This window comes from Bacillus sp. NPDC094106 (genome assembly GCF_044764345.1).
Classification (GTDB): Bacteria; Bacillota; Bacilli; order Bacillales; family Bacillaceae_G; genus Bacillus_A.
In genome coordinates this window covers 1-15,594 of sequence record NZ_JBIWHY010000033.1, presented here as the reverse complement: position 1 = coordinate 15,594, position 15,594 = coordinate 1, and the positions used below count along the sequence as shown (strand labels likewise).

Below are 15,594 nucleotides of genomic sequence, written 5' to 3'. Positions count from 1 at the left end.
ATTTATAACTATGAATACAAAACTAATAATAGTAGAAGGTTTACCTGGATTTGGAAAATCAACCGCTGCAAAGCTAATAAATGAAATTCTAAACCAAAATAAAATTGAAGTTGAACTATTTTTAGAGGGAAATTTGAACCACCCAGCCGACTATGATGGTGTATCTTGTTTTAATAAATTTGAATTCGATAGATTATTATCTAACAGTGGAGATTTTAAAGAAGTGCTTCTTAAAAGAGTTCTAAAAAAAGGAAGCAATTATTTATTACCATACAGAAAGATAAAAAATGAGTTTGGTGACCAGTTTTCGGACGAATTATTTAACACTATTTTTAAAAACGATATATATGAATTACCATTCGATAAAAATGTTGAATTAATTGCTGACAAATGGAATGACTTTGCTGAAATTGCTCTAGAAGACAATAAGGTTTATATCTTTGAATGTTGTTTCATACAAAATCCATTAACTATTGGGATGATTAAATATGGTGAACAAAAAGAAAAAATAATAAATTATGTAATGAAAGTTGCAAAAATCATAGAGAATTTAAATCCAATGTTATTGTATGTAGAACAAGATAATCTTGAATTTTCATTTAGTAAGGCATTAAAAGAAAGAACTCCAGAATGGTCCACAGGAATTGTCGACTATTACACTAACCAAGGCTATGGGAAAGAACATAACCATTCAGGTGTAGAAGGAGCGATAAAAGTTCTTGAAGCTAGAAGGAATTTAGAGTTAGAAATATTCGATATGTTAAAAATGAAAAAAGAAAAAATCAATAATACAAAATATGAAATTGACTCATATAGGTCAATGTTAAAAGATAAGTTAACAATACAAATGGTGAAATAGCTTTTTACACTAACTGGTGCAATTCTTTAAAAAGGCATCGCTGTTTTTGATACTTAAAGTAACATATTGTGAAATATTGTACTTACGCTAACGGGTGCTTTAGTTGAAGAAGGAAATAAAAACGCTCAGAATATTTTCTGAGCGTTTTAGTTTGCTATTTATAATGCGAAACGGGGTGCGAAATGCATACAAATTATTGTGTTATTTCTAATGGTTATTAGCATTTTTCTCTCCCTAAACTGAACCCGTTAATATAAGCGAGCTTTTTTTATTTTATCGGTTCTAAAAATATTAATACAGATTCCATTATTGGTTCATAGCCTATCTCTTGATAAATCTTATTCGACGTTGGATTTGCTAAGTCCGTATATAACGTAGTTGTTTTATAGCCTTGGTTTAACATACGCTGACTGAGGGCAGCTACACAATTAGAAGCATATCCTTTTTTACGTTCTTCTTGCGGTGTATATACAAAATTGACTGTAATATTACTCTTAGTGGGTCTTGTTATTGCGGCTACCGAAACTAATCTCCCGTCTACTTCCCATCCAAACAATCGATTTGTACTTACTAATGTACTTGCAGTTTGGTTTGCCTTTTCTTCCGTAGTTGGCAAATGAACATCTTCACAAAATTGGTATATCCACTTTTCAATTAATGGTAATTCGCCGCTATTTACTTGACGGAAAACGCCATGTTCATCCCATCTTTTCTTCACTTGTTTTAATTCATATATCCCTTGATTCATACCAATAGAGAGTTTCTTTTGTTCTAGTTGTGCAATTTCATCAGCTAACTGTTTCACGATTCGCTTTTCACCTATTAATCCAGGTATATCTGGATACACCTTTGTTAATTGCTTCGCGATTTCCTTTATCACCTCTTGTGCCCCTTCGCATGTAGCAACAATCATTTGTTTTGGCTCAGTTTGAAGAAATATGAGCACAATTTCTTCATTTTTCTTTGCTACTGCCATAAACAACGGACTTTCCGCGAACTGTAACACCCCTAATGATAAATTATTTTTTTGCTCATTCATTTCTAAAATTGGAGCAACATCCTTCTTAAAACGAGAAATATCCTCATATACCTGTAGCTGAATCATCGACAATCTCTTCCTTCTATTTATATTTAAATAGAACATTGGCGATTGATTCATCAAATACTTCTTTTACGATTCAATAATATTTAAGACTATCGTCATTACTTCTTTTTCAACTTGTGAGATCCGCTCTTTTTCCTTCTCGAATGTAACTTCTTCTTTCTTAAAAAGCTCTCGCCTTTTTTGAATCATACGCATCATTTCTGTTTTGCTCGGCCCACCATATACAGTTCGTTTTTCAACAAACGCTTCTGGTGATATTATGTCCTTCCATTCTTTTTCTGAAAGCATCACCTTACAGTTTTTTTGTAAGTACATATTTATTTCTGTGAAATTGAGTTCGTGTAATTCTTTTTTCTGCTTTAAAGACATCGTTGCGATATCGCTTGCAGCCTGATGAGCACGCCGGAAAGGAACATTGTAATTCTTTGTTAATATATCTGCAAGATCCGTTATCGTAATTGCATGTTTAAACGAGCGATTTCTTAAAACTTTCTCTTCTACCTTCATCGTTCGAATCACTGCATTCATAATGCAAAATATACGAATTGCTTTTTCGATTCCTTCATACAAATAAGGTTGCAAGTCATCTTCTGTATCCACAATATCTCCAAATGGTGTATTATGAATCATTTGAAATACTGTGAAAGCTTCTCCAAGTGCACCGCTAGTAAGCGCCCGAGCATGCTCAATCGAAACAGGATTGCGCTTTTGCGGCATAATGCTACTGATTTGTACGTATGGGTTTGCAACAGTAATCCCGTTGTATTCTTTCGTTGCGAATAGTAAGAAATCATGAATCCATCTACTCATATTTGTCATTGTCACCATAAGTAACGAACTAACTTCCAATAAATAATCTGCACCTGCAACCGCATCATATGAATTCTCAATAACATTTGAAAAGCCAAGTAACGTAGCAACCCTCTGTCTGTTAATAGGAAAACTTGTCGTAGAAAGAGCTGCCGCTCCCATTGGTGAACAATTCACAAGATGATATGTCTTCCAAATCCGCTCTAAATCTCTTTGCATCACATCATAAACGGCTAACATATAATGACCAAATGTTGTTGGCTGAGCAGGCTGCGTATGTGTATAAGCAGGCATAATTGTTTCCATATGATCATCAACAAGTTGTAATATACTTTCTTCTAATAACATAAAGTGCTCCATTAAACGTAATAAATAGCGGCGTAAACTCATCCGATACATCGTTACTCCCATATCATTACGGCTCCTGCCAATGTGCATATTACTTACCAAATCATCATCCGCTTCTTTTACAATTAAATGTTCGATTAAAAAAAAGAGATCTTCATGCTTTGATGTATAAAGCAGTTGACTCTTTGGAATTTGTGCTACTTCCTCAACAGCCATTAAAATTTCCTTTGCTTCTTGTAATTTCAATACATTTTGTTCAATCAGCATAATAATATGAGCTCTGTGAACCATGAACATATCTTGTAACAAATAATCTCGTTGAAATTCAAACACATGTTTCAGCACACAATCCGCATAGGTTTTCCCAGGGAAATCAGCGCCTTCATTCTGTATAAATTCTTCCTTACTTCCTTTCACCACCTTCTCCCCCTCTCGCCTAGTTATTACTAATCATCATACCCGGCAATTTCGAAAAGGTGCTTGTACAACAAAATAAACCCGATGCATGTCGCATCGAGTTTATTTAATAACAGTTGCATCATATTTGTCACTTTGCAACACCTGAAAATGTAAATTCAACAAGCGCTTACGTAGTTCAGCACTATCATCTTCATTTACATGATTTGCTAAGAAGACTATTTCTGTACAATTTCCATGTTTATCGGTAGCATAAACTGCTTTCGCTAACGTCCATGGTGTATAACCATTTTTCTGTCCAGCATGTCGAAATGCCTTGTGATATTTCTGGGCACTCATATCTGTTTCAACAAGACTTGCCCATTCTTTCTCTTCAACCTTTGTAAAATTTTTTTTATGATTCGCCTTTTGAAGCAAGATCATATAATCATTTGCTGAAGCAGCTGGCAGCCTATCTGACCAGATCTTGTCATATTTTTCATCTAAATAAAGAGGAATTTCCTTTTGTAATAATGGACCTTTTTCTTTTAATCGTTCATGGATAGCCATTGCATAATGACGATATTGTTCCGGAGACATTTCTCTTAGTTCTTTCTCTAATTTAGATTTTGGAACATGTAGCTCCTTATGCAAATATCCAGGAATATATAATGATGAAACAATTGGGAATAGCGGCTCATGAGAAGGAAGTGATAAGCTTTTTAAATTTTGATTAATATTGTCTATTCCAAGTCGATCCATTAAATACTCTGTATTTGCATTTGAACTAAATTTTATCATTCCTTTTGCAACTTCTTCTAAAGAAACTGCATTTTCATCTATTTTCCCTTTTCGTTGTAAATATTTTTGCCATCGCTCTTGCGCACCACCGTCTGTATTTGGGACATAATAGCGATTCACATCATCAATGGAGACAAAACTAGAAGGATCGATTTTCCCTTCTGTAACTTGTTTCGTAAATTCAAGCGCAACAATTAATTTCATTGTACTCGCTACTGGTAATACAACATTGGGATTCACAGAATAAACAATTTTATCGTTTCTTTTTATAAGTATGGAACTATTCTTTTCATCTTTATGCTCTTCCACATATGAAGCGACATACTGTGCATCATCATTATTAGAACCCCAAACTTTTTTCACTAAAAAGTTACCCGATATTAACAACACGAAAATACCCACAATTCCTGCACATACTATAACTTTTCTCAAGTGAATTCCCTCTCCTATTGTGTATCTTTTCTCTATTTTATATCATTACATGCAAAATAATAGAGACGATTGTCTAAATAATCGTCTCTATTATTTTAACTTGTATTCTCCTATTATGTCTATGTCATAATTTTCACGAAATCTTCAAGAAACTTCTCATAATGTAATGTCCATCCGATTCGCACCCAGTTTTTTAAAGCTTTTGTATCAGGCTGCGGCCGGAAATCAGCAACACTTTCTCCTATAGCAATTCCACCTGTAGCCACTTCAACGCGGCGATAAACATATTCTAAAAGCGATGGATTCGCTGCTGCCATCATCGTCACCACATCGTGCACTGGACTTCCAGTTATTTTGGGATTTAATTTTTTATATGCTTTATAATAATAAGTAAAAATCGGTTCAATTAATTTTTTAAAATTAGTTTTTGAATTCTTTGTGATATATTTCACTGTTTCAGGTGTTATGATCGCTCCAGATGTTACGTTAAGAGGGATTAATGTAACATTTTTTGCATTTTGCATAACTAATTCAGAAGCTAATGGGTCACCATGAAAGTTTGCCTCTGCAACGGGCGTAACATTTCCTGGTATTAAAAAAGCTCCTCCCATTATATAATACTCTTTCACATATTTCATAAGTGGTTTTTCTAAAATAAAAGCTGTTGCTAATGTTGTTGATCTACCAGCATCTACAATAATCAGTTCCCCTTTGTATTTCTCAAGAATAGAAAAAAATTCACAAAAAGATTTTATATTTGGCGAAATAGTTTTAGGGGGACGAATTGGCCCCAATCCATCTGTACCATGAATTTCTGGATAATATGTTGTAATTTCTCCCGAAAAAGGAATTTTCGCTCCTTTAATAATCGGAATATCTTCTCTTCCAGCTAATTGTAATAAATACGCTGCATTACTTGTTGCCTTTTCTTGTGTGACATTCCCGTATCCCGTTACCACACCTACAATATCAATTTCAGGATGCAACAAGCCATACATAATCGCTAACGAATCATCAATCCCTGGGTCTCCTAAAAACAGTACTTTTTTCATAGACCTCAACTCCATCTTATCAATTGTTATTACTTTATGAATAAACAAAAGAATGCAGAATGAAAAAACTTAATTTTATCATAAAAAAACCGTAGCTCTTCTCTTTAGAAGAACTACGGTTTTTTTTCCTTTTTCTATCCTTTTTATTACACTTCTTTTTTCACCGTCAATACACTACCCATTATATAAGCAATGCATGCAAAACAAATCGGAAAGACTACGGTATGTATATGAAATGGATTTGGGAACCAAAGATGAACTATCATATAGGAGCCTACTCCAACAATAATGGATGCAAGTGCACCAATTGCATTCCCTCTCTTCCAATATAGCCCTAAAACAATCGGCCAAATAAAAGCCGCCTCTAAACCACCAAAAGAAAATAAATTTAACCAAATTAAGAAATCTGGCGGTTTAATAGCTGCTGCATATACAAGTAAGCCAACAATACCAGTAATCCATAGACTTCCTTTCTTCACCGCTTTGTCTGTAGCATTTTCATTTATGTAGTTTACATATATGTCCTTAATAACCGAAGAACTCACAAGTAGTAATAATGAGTTTACAGTGGACATAATTGCTGCCATTGGTGCAGCCAAAAAGATTCCAGCAAGCCAAGGTGGTAATACTTTCATCGCAAGAAGCGGCATTACTTTGTCAGGTACAGTTATACCTGGAAGTACTACACGAGCAAATACGCCTGTTAAATGCATACCAATCATAATTGTACCAACAACAATCGTGCCAATGATTAAGGCTTGATGCATCGCCTTTGAATTTTTATAGGACATGGCACGCACACTAATTTGCGGTAATCCAACAACTCCAACACCAATTAAAATCCAGAATGATGTCACATATGTTTTCGTTAGACTACCATCTGCTCCAAATGGCGTAATTAAATTGGGATTGATTTGAATGAGTTCATGCATAATCTTTTCAATTCCGCCACCAGCAATTACGGTTGCAATTAAAATGATTGTTGTCCCCACTAACATAATCATTCCTAGTAATGTATCTGATAAAGCGACAGCACGGAATCCACCGATTAAAACGTACACAAGTACAGAAAATGTAAAAAGAAATAAGGACGTTGTATACGAAAGACCTGTTAACGATTCAATTAATCGTCCGCCACCAACCCACTGCGCAACTGTTGCAGAAAATAAGAAAATAATAATACATAATGCCGAAAGAATAACGACTCCTTTATGATTATATCTTCCTTTCAAATAATCAATAAGCGTGATTGCTTCCATTTTCCTTGCTATAATTGCGAATTTTTTACCAAGGACTGTCAAAACGATGTAACCCGTTACAACCTGGATTGCTGATAACAGCACCCAACCAAGCCCCATATTGTATGCAATACCAGGCCCCCCGATAAAGCTACTTGCACTACCATACGTAGCAATCATTGTCATAGCTAATAATAGCCCGCCAAGTTCACGCCCACCTAGAAAATACTCTTGTAAAAATTTATTATGAGCCGTTGCTTGCACACGTCTTGACGTATATACACCAATTAAAAATACAACAATAAAAGAAATTATCATTGGAATTATTACATACCAATTCATCTATCATTCCTCACTTTTTTCTTCCTCATCGAGTGAAATATCTTGAAATACAAAACGTACAACTAAAATAAGAAGGATAACCATTACAATAAATCCAACTATACAACTATAAAAAAACCACGCCGGAAAACCTAATACATATGTATATTCACTTGGATCCTTACTACCAAGTCCATAAGCAAATCCATACCATATTATGAAATTAATAAAAGCGAGTCCAAGACCAATTAACGCTTCTCTATTGGCAATTCGAAAACGTGGGTCATCATGATGCTTCTTCATTTTCTCCCTCCTCTCACGACGTATAATTGTACCATTGTTTTTCTAGTTTTTCCTACTAGAAAATAAAAACGTGCAGGAATTTTTATCATTATGTAGAAGCTAATGATTCATTACATATTTTTTACAATTGTAACATAAATGAAATTTGAATTTTCAGTCTTTGTTATTTATGATTTAAATTAGAGGTCTTTCACCTAGTTTCTTTACATCCCTGCTATAGGAATAAACGCCGTCTCGTACTGCGTTTACATTATATTTTCAAGGGGGTTATACAATGAGCCAACTAGCTGTAAATCTTCATGAAAAAGTAGAGAAATTTCTTCAAGGAACAAAAAAGTTATATGTGAATGGAGCTTTCATTGAAAGCGCTTCCGGTAAGACATTTAAAACTCCTAACCCAGCCACCGGCGAAACACTTGCGATTGTTTCCGAAGCTGGTCGCGAAGATATTCATAAAGCCGTAATGGCTGCAAGGCAGGCTTTCGACGAGGGGCCTTGGTCACGTATGAGCGGCGCTGAACGAAGCCGACTTATGTATAAGCTTGCAGATTTAATGGAAGAGCATAAAGAAGAGCTAGCACAACTGGAAACATTAGACAACGGAAAACCAATCCGTGAAACGTTAGCAGCAGACATTCCGCTTGCAATTGAACATATGCGTTATTATGCTGGCTGGGCGACAAAAATCGTCGGGCAAACAATCCCAGTATCTGGTGAATATTTTAACTACACACGCCACGAAGCAGTTGGTGTTGTTGGTCAAATTATTCCATGGAACTTCCCGCTCCTTATGGCCATGTGGAAAATGGGTGCCGCTCTTGCAACTGGATGTACCATTGTGCTAAAACCGGCGGAGCAAACGCCTCTGTCCGCTCTATACTTAGCTGAATTATTTGAAGAAGCTGGATTCCCAAAAGGGGTTGTCAACATCGTGCCGGGATTTGGTGAGACAGCTGGACAAGCTCTGGTCAATCATCCTCTCGTTGATAAAATCGCATTTACAGGTTCCACTCCTGTTGGTAAACAAATTATGAGACAAGCATCCGAAACATTGAAGCGAGTCACATTAGAACTTGGTGGTAAATCACCAAATATTATTTTGCCAGATGCTGATTTATCCCGAGCGATTCCAGCAGCGCTTTCTGGCGTTATGTTTAACCAAGGCCAAGTATGCTGCGCTGGCTCACGTTTATTTATCCCTAAGAAAATGTATGATAATGTCATGGCTGATCTTGTTCTTTATTCTAAGAAATTAACACAAGGTACCGGTCTAGATCCTCAAACGACAATTGGACCTCTTGTTTCTGAAGAACAACAAAAACGTGTAATGGGATATATTGAAAAAGGAATTGAAGAAGGTGCGGAAGTACTTTGCGGGGGAAATCAACCGTTTGATAAGGGATATTTCGTTGCCCCAACAGTATTCGCAGATGTAAATGATGAAATGACAATTGCGAAAGAAGAAATTTTCGGTCCTGTTATCTCCGCATTGCCATTTAATGATATTGATGAAGTCATTGAACGTGCAAATAAATCATCCTTTGGTTTAGCTGCTGGTGTATGGACAGAGAATATAAAAAATGCGCACTATATTGCAAGTAAAGTTCGCGCGGGCACAGTGTGGGTAAACTGTTATAACGTATTTGATGCAGCATCTCCATTTGGAGGCTTTAAACAATCTGGTCTTGGTCGTGAAATGGGATCCTACGCATTAAACAACTATACAGAAGTAAAGAGTGTTTGGGTGAACTTGAACTAGATGAAAGAGCCTGACCAAAATTGGTCAGGCTCTTCTTTATTATGCAACCTTTTACACATGCAGCCCACCGCTAACATGCAAAATTTCTCCTGTAATATAAGACGCGTAATCTGAGGCTAAAAATGAAGCTGCATTTGCAATATCTTGCGGTGTTCCAATTCGTCCCACTGAAATTCCTCCAACCATCTTCTCTTTCACTTTATCTGGTATTGTTTTTGTCATATTTGTATCTATAACTCCTGGGCAAATTGCATTGCAAGTAATTCCAAATCCTCCTCCCTCTTTCGCTGCTGTTTTTGTTAAACCGATGACCCCAGCTTTCGTTGCTGCATAATTCGCCTGACCGATATTTCCTTGCCAGCTAATAGAAGAAATGTTGATAATACGTCCATATTGTTGTTGTCTCATATAAAGTAACGCTGGCTGCATACAGTAAAATACTCCTGTTAAATTCACTTGCATTACTTGTTCCCATGCTGCTTTCTCCATTTTGTGTAACATCGCATCCCTTGTAACCCCAGCATTATTAACTAAAATATGTAATCCACCAAATGTTTGAACTGCATATTCAATTAATGATTTCGCTTCGCTTTGATTACTTACATCACAAGCATACAAACTCACTTCATATCCTTGTTCTACTAATTCATTTGTTGTTTCTCTTAATTTCCCTTCATTTACATCACTGATTAATACCTTTGCTCCTAATTTTGCGAAAGTACTAGCAATTTCTTTCCCTATCCCTTGTGCAGCTCCTGTTACAACGGCTGTTCTCCCATTTAAAAAGTCCATTACTTTCCCCCCATTTCTATCACTTATACTGTATATTTCGGCTTTTTCCTTTCCAAATCCTTTTTGTATAAAAAAGTCTATTTGTGTCAAACTAAAGTTGCAATACAGCATAACACACAAGGAGATTGTGTCTAATGAACAAAAAGAACCTAAACCGAAAACAAGTCTCTGATGGCATTGATGTAGAGTTTTCTCGTGAACTCGCTGACCACGATGACTTAGAAGCAAATGCTCGTGCAGATGCAGCCGATGCACGTCAAAAACGCCAATCAATACAAAAATAAGGTACTCTACCTCCTAGTTCCTTATTTTTTTCAACCGGGACCTACTACCCAAAAAAATAAACCGAGACAATTTCTCGGTTTATTTTCTATATTTTTTTATATAGTGTGCAAAAGTAAGTAATGGATATATATGAGGATAACTATGATAGCAAATATGAAATCCATCTGGTAAGCCTGTTCCTGTGGGATATTCTCCATGCTCAGCAGAATCCTCGAGTAAATAAGAAATTCCTTTTCGAATGACTGGCGTTTCTGCGTCATAATAAGAAATAAGCGCATCGAGCGCCCATGCTGTTTGTGACGGGGTACTAAACGGTAACGAAACAAACCTTTTTTCTATACTACTTCGGCAAGACTCGCCCCAGCCCCCGTCGCTATGCTGCGTACTCTCTAACCATGCAGCTGCCTTTTGTAAAGCAGGATGAGTAGCAGAAACTCCTATTGCCCGTAAACCTGTAAGAGCGGCCCAAGTACCATATATATAACTTATCCCCCATTTCCCATACCACGATCCATTCTTCTCCTGTGCATTCATTAACCATTTGATTGCTCGATTCTTTTGGTCACCTTTTAATTCATGCGGAGCATATGTTCCAAAAAACTCTAATACTCTACCTGTAAGATCTGCCGTAGATGGATCTGTGATCATATCATCTGCGTTTTCAAGAGGTAAATGAGAAAATAAACGATTTGTTACACCTCTTTCAAAAGCCGCCCAGCCCCCATCAATATTTTGCAATCCCTTCACCCAATCAATCCCTCTTCCCCAAGCTTCTTGTGCTCTTTGGTTTCCTTCTCGACTCCGTGCCAATGCTCTTAGGGCAGCCGTTGTATCATCAATATCTGGGATTGTCGTATTAATATCTGAAAATCCCCAGCCTCCAGCATCAAGTGACGGAGCATGTGCACTCCAATCTTTCTTTCTATGTTGTTGCCTTTGCAGTAAATACTTTGTTGCTGTTTGAATCATATGAGTATTCTGGGATACATTCGCTTCTTGTAAGGAATAGCTTAGCAACGCTGTATCCCATACTGTAGACGGTGAATTTTGCAAATGACTTCCGGTTTCCATGTTCCATACATAAGACTTCAATCCCGCTACTCCTTTAGTGATAAATGGAGACTGAACTCTATGCCCTAGCGCAAGCAATGCATAAATCATATAAAATGTGGCGCTAGCATAACTGTATAATGTGCCATTTGTATCAATCCGTTCGATCATAAAACGTTCAGCTTCCTTGTATCCTTTGTAATGCAATGATAAGGGATACGATAAAAACTTTTTCACATCTCCAAGCAAGGTTTGGAACAATGGCGAGCGTTCTTCACGAAACCACTGCTTCTTACTCCCTCCTGAAATATAATCTAAATTAGGAAGTATTACTTTTGATACGGTAAATCGTTTGTTCATACAAATCATCATCGGAATAAGGTGAATACGTGCAGAACTACTTAGCTCAAATATACTGAGCGGAGAATCTTCGGGTAAAAATAAAATTGGCGTTGGAAAATGAAATAACGAAGGATATTCATATCCCCCATGAAGTGCTAGTAAAAACTTCGTCATAAAGTGGGAGCGTGCAATACCGCCCCGTTCACGAATAAACGCTTCAGCTCGTTTCATATTTATATCTTCTTTCATATACTTTCCAGAGGCAAGTAAAGCCGCATATGCCAAAATTGTAGTGGATAAGTTACCAACAGGTTCATCTTCGTATAATTTCCAAGTCCCTTCATTTGTTTGAAGAGATACTAGTCTTACAATAAACGGCTCTATCTCTTTATCTTGGCCTAATAATTTGAGTAAAAAAATCATATGACAATCCGTTAATGGTGAGCCTTCAAAACAAAATCGCCATGTTCCGTCTTGGTGCTGCATCGTCCGAAGTGCAGTAACTTTTCGCTCAACTTCCTCACGTACTTTTTCATATAGTAACACGCTCTTCACCCACCTTTTCTAAATCCGTATACGATATTCCGATTCGTAAACAATTATGTATGAAACAAATAAAAGCAGAACATGTAAAAATCCACGTTCTGCTCATAAACAATATCCAATTCCAACCACAATTCCTAAAATAGCCCCAACAACAACTTGATAAGGTGTATGTCCAACCAGCTCATTTAACTTCTTATATTCTGTTTGTCTACCGTGAAAAAAATCATTTAAAATCTTTGCCTGTTTGCTTACCGCAAGCCTTACTCCTGACGCATCATACATGACAATAATGGCAAAAATAACGGCCACAGCAAACACTGTACTCGTTACCCCTTCTACCATTCCAACACCTGTTGCCAGTGCAGTAACAGTTGAAGAATGAGAACTTGGCATGCCGCCAGAAGCAAAAAACTGTGCAAAATCAAATTCTCCCGTCTTTACTAATTTAAAAATGACTTTTGTTAACTGCGCTAAAAACCAGGATAGTACAGCTGCCATAAGTGGATCATTATGTAAAATTGTTTCCATATTTCCATCTCCCTACTTACTGTAATGGAAATTCTATATTATAAGTATAAAGAAAAATGCGTAGAAAATACTACGCATTTATGATACTTTTACTGATTTATTTTTAAGAAACTTCGGTTGCTTTTTTAATAGAAATTTTGTTTTTGCTATCGAAAATACAAATAACGCAATCCAAATAAAGAAAAATGCCATAATATGAGCAGATGTAAAATGCTCATGGAACACAAAAACACCTAAAATAAGACTAATAGTTGGTGCAATATATTGCAAGAAGCCTATCATATACAGCGGAATAAGTTGTGTCCCCTTAGCAAAATAAAGAAGCGGCAATGCTGTAACAGCCCCAGCTCCCAATAACAGTAATGTTGAAGTAGTCGAAATAGAACCAAACGAACCAAAACCATGCTCCCCAACCATAAACAAATAAAGAACTGCAAATGGTGTAACAATCATTGTTTCCATCGTAAGACCAATCATCGCGTCATAATTCAATAATTTTTTCGTTAATCCATATAATCCAAATGTAAAAGCAAGTGAGAGGGCGATCCATGGAATCGATCCATATCGTAACGTTAAAATAAGAACCCCTATTCCAGCTAAACCAACTGCAACATATTGCCAAAAGTTTAGTTTTTCTTTCAATACAATGGTACCAAGTAAAATACTCACAAGCGGATTAATATAATAACCAAGGCTCGCTTCAATGATATGATTATGATTTACAGCCCATATGTACACAAACCAGTTCCCACTAATCAAAATCGAAGCAATTGTTAACGAAATGAATAATTTAGGACGTTTAAAAAGGCTCACAAGCTCACCAAAAAATTGACTAAATCGCTTCGATACCCCCAAAATCAGTAACATAAAAACAAAAGCCCAAACAATGCGATGCGCTAATATTTCTTCAGCCGGAACTCCTTCCACCAATTTCCAATAAATCGGAAGAATCCCCCACATCATATAGGCACCGGCCGCATATAAAATCCCTTTTCTTTGCAGTGCTTTTTGACTCTCCATCTTCCCTTTTCTCCTCTTCTCTTTTTCTCTTCATTATAAGATGTATCTGTAAATCTTTACAAATATCCCCTACCTATCTTTTTCGACAATATAATCATATTTTCAAAAGCCTTACTTATTCATCATAATCTGTACTTCAAAACTTAGTAGAAAACAGCTAAATTCCTTTTAGACATAGAAACCTAATTCGTAACAGTAACTCTAGCTAAAGAATATCACGCCTAATTAAGCAAATAGACCTAAATCACCCATAAAGCATATGAGGTCATAACAACAAGAAGCGGAATACCAATTTTGAACTTATTTTTATGCGTTTTATGGTAAAAAGCATACATTCCAATCCACGCTCCTATCGCACCCGTTAGTTCAAGAGTGCGACATTTCGAATTTCCATCACTCAGTAGCTTATTTTCCGTAAATAAATAGTCCTTGTTTATCCTAAATTCCTACACTATGAAACTAAAATTTGTAATATCAAAAAATTGCTATTTCATTAGCTGTTGGAAAGTTTGAATATAGCATAGTATCAATTGAACCGATTACAAAATTTCTTCTAGCATAAAAACGGCAAGCTGAGATATTAACATCTTGTGTTTCAAGCATAAGACCAACAAAGTTATTCTGCTTTGCCCACTCAACTGCTTTTTCCAAGAGTGCTGTTCCAACACCATTTTGTCTCCAATCTTTGGCAACACCAATATCCTCAATAAGTGCATATCCATTCCAATTAGAACGAAGCCTAACCTGTCCAATGCAGTTGTTATCATCGTAATAAAAAAATACAGCCTTTCCGTTTTCTTCAATATAACTTATGTCGATTTCATCATTTTCATATTGCTTGAAATAGGGTTCAGAATATTTCTCCTCCGTATATGTCCAATTGTCGTTATCATATTTAGGTATAATCCGTCCCGTAACAATAAAGCCATCGTTTGACATATTAAAATCATTCATATTTGAATGTTTCATTCTAATTATCATATCAATCCCCATCCTTTATTTTAAATGATCCATCTTTTTCATAAAACTACAACTTTATTGTCATTTTACATAATCCGCTCTTACGTTGAGTACATGTATTCAACGTAAGGGCCCTTTTAAATTCGCTTTTTAATTTTATTAGTTAAGATAACGTGTATATCTCGGCTGTACCCCGTTTAGATTCCAAAATATTTCAGTTCCTTTTATATGGTATTCAAAGCAAACCCCTCCCTATCAAAAAGAGTAGTATAGTGGTCTTAAAATAATGATGTATAAGAAATAAATTCCAAGAAGAACGGCAGTAATCACACGTGATGTTGCCGCCAATCTTTGGCTCTCGTACAACTTATTCAAGAAAAAGAAGAACAGGACTATCCAAATTCCCTTTAAAAAAAAGTCATACAGTATACTGAATATAGCATCAAAAACTTGTATGAAATTCATTGAGCTTCCCCTTCCATTTTTCCTTATTATACCATTAGGTAGGAGTAATACATCGTGTGATTTTTGTTGTATATGATATACATGCTCGGTTAAGTCGGGTAAGCGAGGGGCATCACTGCCCCTAACTCCCCTAAGAACCGTACGTGACAGTTTCCCATCATACGGCTCAAGCCTTCTTTTTA

The 15,594-nt window shown here is 36.1% G+C and carries 15 protein-coding genes and 1 pseudogene; 3 read left to right on the top strand and 13 right to left on the bottom strand.

From position 1 onward, the window contains the following. The first annotated feature begins 10 nt into the window (after positions 1–10). On the top strand, positions 11–859 hold the full coding sequence (locus ACIQ7L_RS27145; RefSeq protein ID WP_400573213.1) for a P-loop NTPase family protein: 849 nt from the start codon (positions 11–13) through the stop codon (positions 857–859). A 268-nt stretch (positions 860–1,127) separates the two neighbouring features. Here the strand turns inward: ACIQ7L_RS27145 and ACIQ7L_RS27140 are convergent, their stop codons facing one another. The 6 genes from ACIQ7L_RS27140 to ACIQ7L_RS27115 form a co-directional block, all read right to left on the bottom strand. Further along, complete coding sequence (locus ACIQ7L_RS27140) at positions 1,128–1,964, bottom strand: GNAT family N-acetyltransferase (RefSeq protein ID WP_400573212.1); 837 nt, start codon at positions 1,962–1,964, stop codon at positions 1,128–1,130. A gap of 66 nt (positions 1,965–2,030) precedes the next feature. Continuing rightward, positions 2,031–3,539, bottom strand: a complete 1,509-nt coding sequence (gene argH / locus ACIQ7L_RS27135; RefSeq protein ID WP_400573210.1) for an argininosuccinate lyase — start codon at positions 3,537–3,539, stop codon at positions 2,031–2,033. A 102-nt stretch (positions 3,540–3,641) separates the two neighbouring features. Next, positions 3,642–4,751: a serine hydrolase gene (locus ACIQ7L_RS27130; RefSeq protein WP_400573208.1), complete on the bottom strand. Its 1,110-nt coding sequence runs from the start codon at positions 4,749–4,751 to the stop codon at positions 3,642–3,644. A gap of 119 nt (positions 4,752–4,870) precedes the next feature. Next, positions 4,871–5,818: a nucleoside hydrolase gene (locus ACIQ7L_RS27125; protein WP_400573205.1), complete on the bottom strand. Its 948-nt coding sequence runs from the start codon at positions 5,816–5,818 to the stop codon at positions 4,871–4,873. 131 nt (positions 5,819–5,949) lie between these two features. Beyond that, on the bottom strand, positions 5,950–7,383 hold the full coding sequence (gene panF / locus ACIQ7L_RS27120) for a sodium/pantothenate symporter (RefSeq protein WP_400573203.1): 1,434 nt from the start codon (positions 7,381–7,383) through the stop codon (positions 5,950–5,952). 3 nt (positions 7,384–7,386) lie between these two features. After that, the gene (locus tag ACIQ7L_RS27115) at positions 7,387–7,665 is read right to left on the bottom strand and encodes a YhdT family protein (protein ID WP_400573201.1); all 279 of its coding nucleotides are present in this window, start codon (positions 7,663–7,665) and stop codon (positions 7,387–7,389) included. 274 nt (positions 7,666–7,939) lie between these two features. On the opposite strand from ACIQ7L_RS27115, the gene dhaS reads away from it, so the two are divergent. Then, entirely contained in the window at positions 7,940–9,424 is a 1,485-nt protein-coding gene (dhaS, locus tag ACIQ7L_RS27110; RefSeq protein ID WP_400573199.1) for an aldehyde dehydrogenase DhaS, read from the top strand. A 51-nt stretch (positions 9,425–9,475) separates the two neighbouring features. Here dhaS and fabG read toward each other — a convergent pair whose 3' ends face one another. After that, positions 9,476–10,216: a 3-oxoacyl-ACP reductase FabG gene (gene fabG, locus ACIQ7L_RS27105; protein WP_400573197.1), complete on the bottom strand. Its 741-nt coding sequence runs from the start codon at positions 10,214–10,216 to the stop codon at positions 9,476–9,478. Between the two features lie 134 nt (positions 10,217–10,350). Here fabG and ACIQ7L_RS27100 point away from each other — a divergent pair, with 134 nt between their 5' ends. Continuing rightward, positions 10,351–10,500 (top strand): YfhD family protein, encoded by a 150-nt coding sequence (locus ACIQ7L_RS27100; RefSeq protein ID WP_400573195.1) that lies wholly within the window; start codon positions 10,351–10,353, stop codon positions 10,498–10,500. Positions 10,501–10,579: 79 nt separating this feature from the next. Here the strand turns inward: ACIQ7L_RS27100 and ACIQ7L_RS27095 are convergent, their stop codons facing one another. The 6 genes and pseudogenes from ACIQ7L_RS27095 to ACIQ7L_RS27070 all read right to left on the bottom strand — a co-directional run. Next, positions 10,580–12,439: a terpene cyclase/mutase family protein gene (locus tag ACIQ7L_RS27095; RefSeq protein ID WP_400573193.1), complete on the bottom strand. Its 1,860-nt coding sequence runs from the start codon at positions 12,437–12,439 to the stop codon at positions 10,580–10,582. Positions 12,440–12,541: 102 nt separating this feature from the next. Then, a complete protein-coding gene (locus tag ACIQ7L_RS27090; RefSeq protein ID WP_335358554.1) occupies positions 12,542–12,967 on the bottom strand; it encodes a divergent PAP2 family protein in 426 nt (141 codons plus the stop codon). A gap of 78 nt (positions 12,968–13,045) precedes the next feature. Next, complete coding sequence (gene rarD, locus ACIQ7L_RS27085; RefSeq protein ID WP_400573191.1) at positions 13,046–13,987, bottom strand: EamA family transporter RarD; 942 nt, start codon at positions 13,985–13,987, stop codon at positions 13,046–13,048. Between the two features lie 239 nt (positions 13,988–14,226). Next, positions 14,227–14,346 (bottom strand): annotated as a pseudogene (locus tag ACIQ7L_RS27080) (DUF1294 domain-containing protein); the annotation flags it as partial. 115 nt (positions 14,347–14,461) lie between these two features. Continuing rightward, positions 14,462–14,968: a GNAT family N-acetyltransferase gene (locus ACIQ7L_RS27075; protein WP_400573189.1), complete on the bottom strand. Its 507-nt coding sequence runs from the start codon at positions 14,966–14,968 to the stop codon at positions 14,462–14,464. Positions 14,969–15,202: 234 nt separating this feature from the next. Beyond that, positions 15,203–15,594: hypothetical protein (locus tag ACIQ7L_RS27070; RefSeq protein WP_400573188.1), on the bottom strand; the 392-nt coding region annotated here is incomplete at its 5' end.

What these genes read in the sequence shown, in the direction of transcription:
- rarD (WP_400573191.1), bottom strand. Translation starts at nt 13,987, where the DNA reads ATGGAGAGTCAAAAAGCACTGCAAAGAAAAGGGATTTTATATGCGGCC.
- dhaS (WP_400573199.1), top strand. Translation starts at nt 7,940, where the DNA reads ATGAGCCAACTAGCTGTAAATCTTCATGAAAAAGTAGAGAAATTTCTT.
- ACIQ7L_RS27140 (WP_400573212.1), bottom strand. Translation starts at nt 1,964, where the DNA reads ATGATTCAGCTACAGGTATATGAGGATATTTCTCGTTTTAAGAAGGAT.
- ACIQ7L_RS27090 (WP_335358554.1), bottom strand. Translation starts at nt 12,967, where the DNA reads ATGGAAACAATTTTACATAATGATCCACTTATGGCAGCTGTACTATCC.
- ACIQ7L_RS27075 (WP_400573189.1), bottom strand. Translation starts at nt 14,968, where the DNA reads ATGATAATTAGAATGAAACATTCAAATATGAATGATTTTAATATGTCA.
- panF (WP_400573203.1), bottom strand. Translation starts at nt 7,383, where the DNA reads ATGAATTGGTATGTAATAATTCCAATGATAATTTCTTTTATTGTTGTA.
- fabG (WP_400573197.1), bottom strand. Translation starts at nt 10,216, where the DNA reads ATGGACTTTTTAAATGGGAGAACAGCCGTTGTAACAGGAGCTGCACAA.
- ACIQ7L_RS27125 (WP_400573205.1), bottom strand. Translation starts at nt 5,818, where the DNA reads ATGGAGTTGAGGTCTATGAAAAAAGTACTGTTTTTAGGAGACCCAGGG.
- ACIQ7L_RS27100 (WP_400573195.1), top strand. Translation starts at nt 10,351, where the DNA reads ATGAACAAAAAGAACCTAAACCGAAAACAAGTCTCTGATGGCATTGAT.
- ACIQ7L_RS27115 (WP_400573201.1), bottom strand. Translation starts at nt 7,665, where the DNA reads ATGAAGAAGCATCATGATGACCCACGTTTTCGAATTGCCAATAGAGAA.
- ACIQ7L_RS27145 (WP_400573213.1), top strand. Translation starts at nt 11, where the DNA reads ATGAATACAAAACTAATAATAGTAGAAGGTTTACCTGGATTTGGAAAA.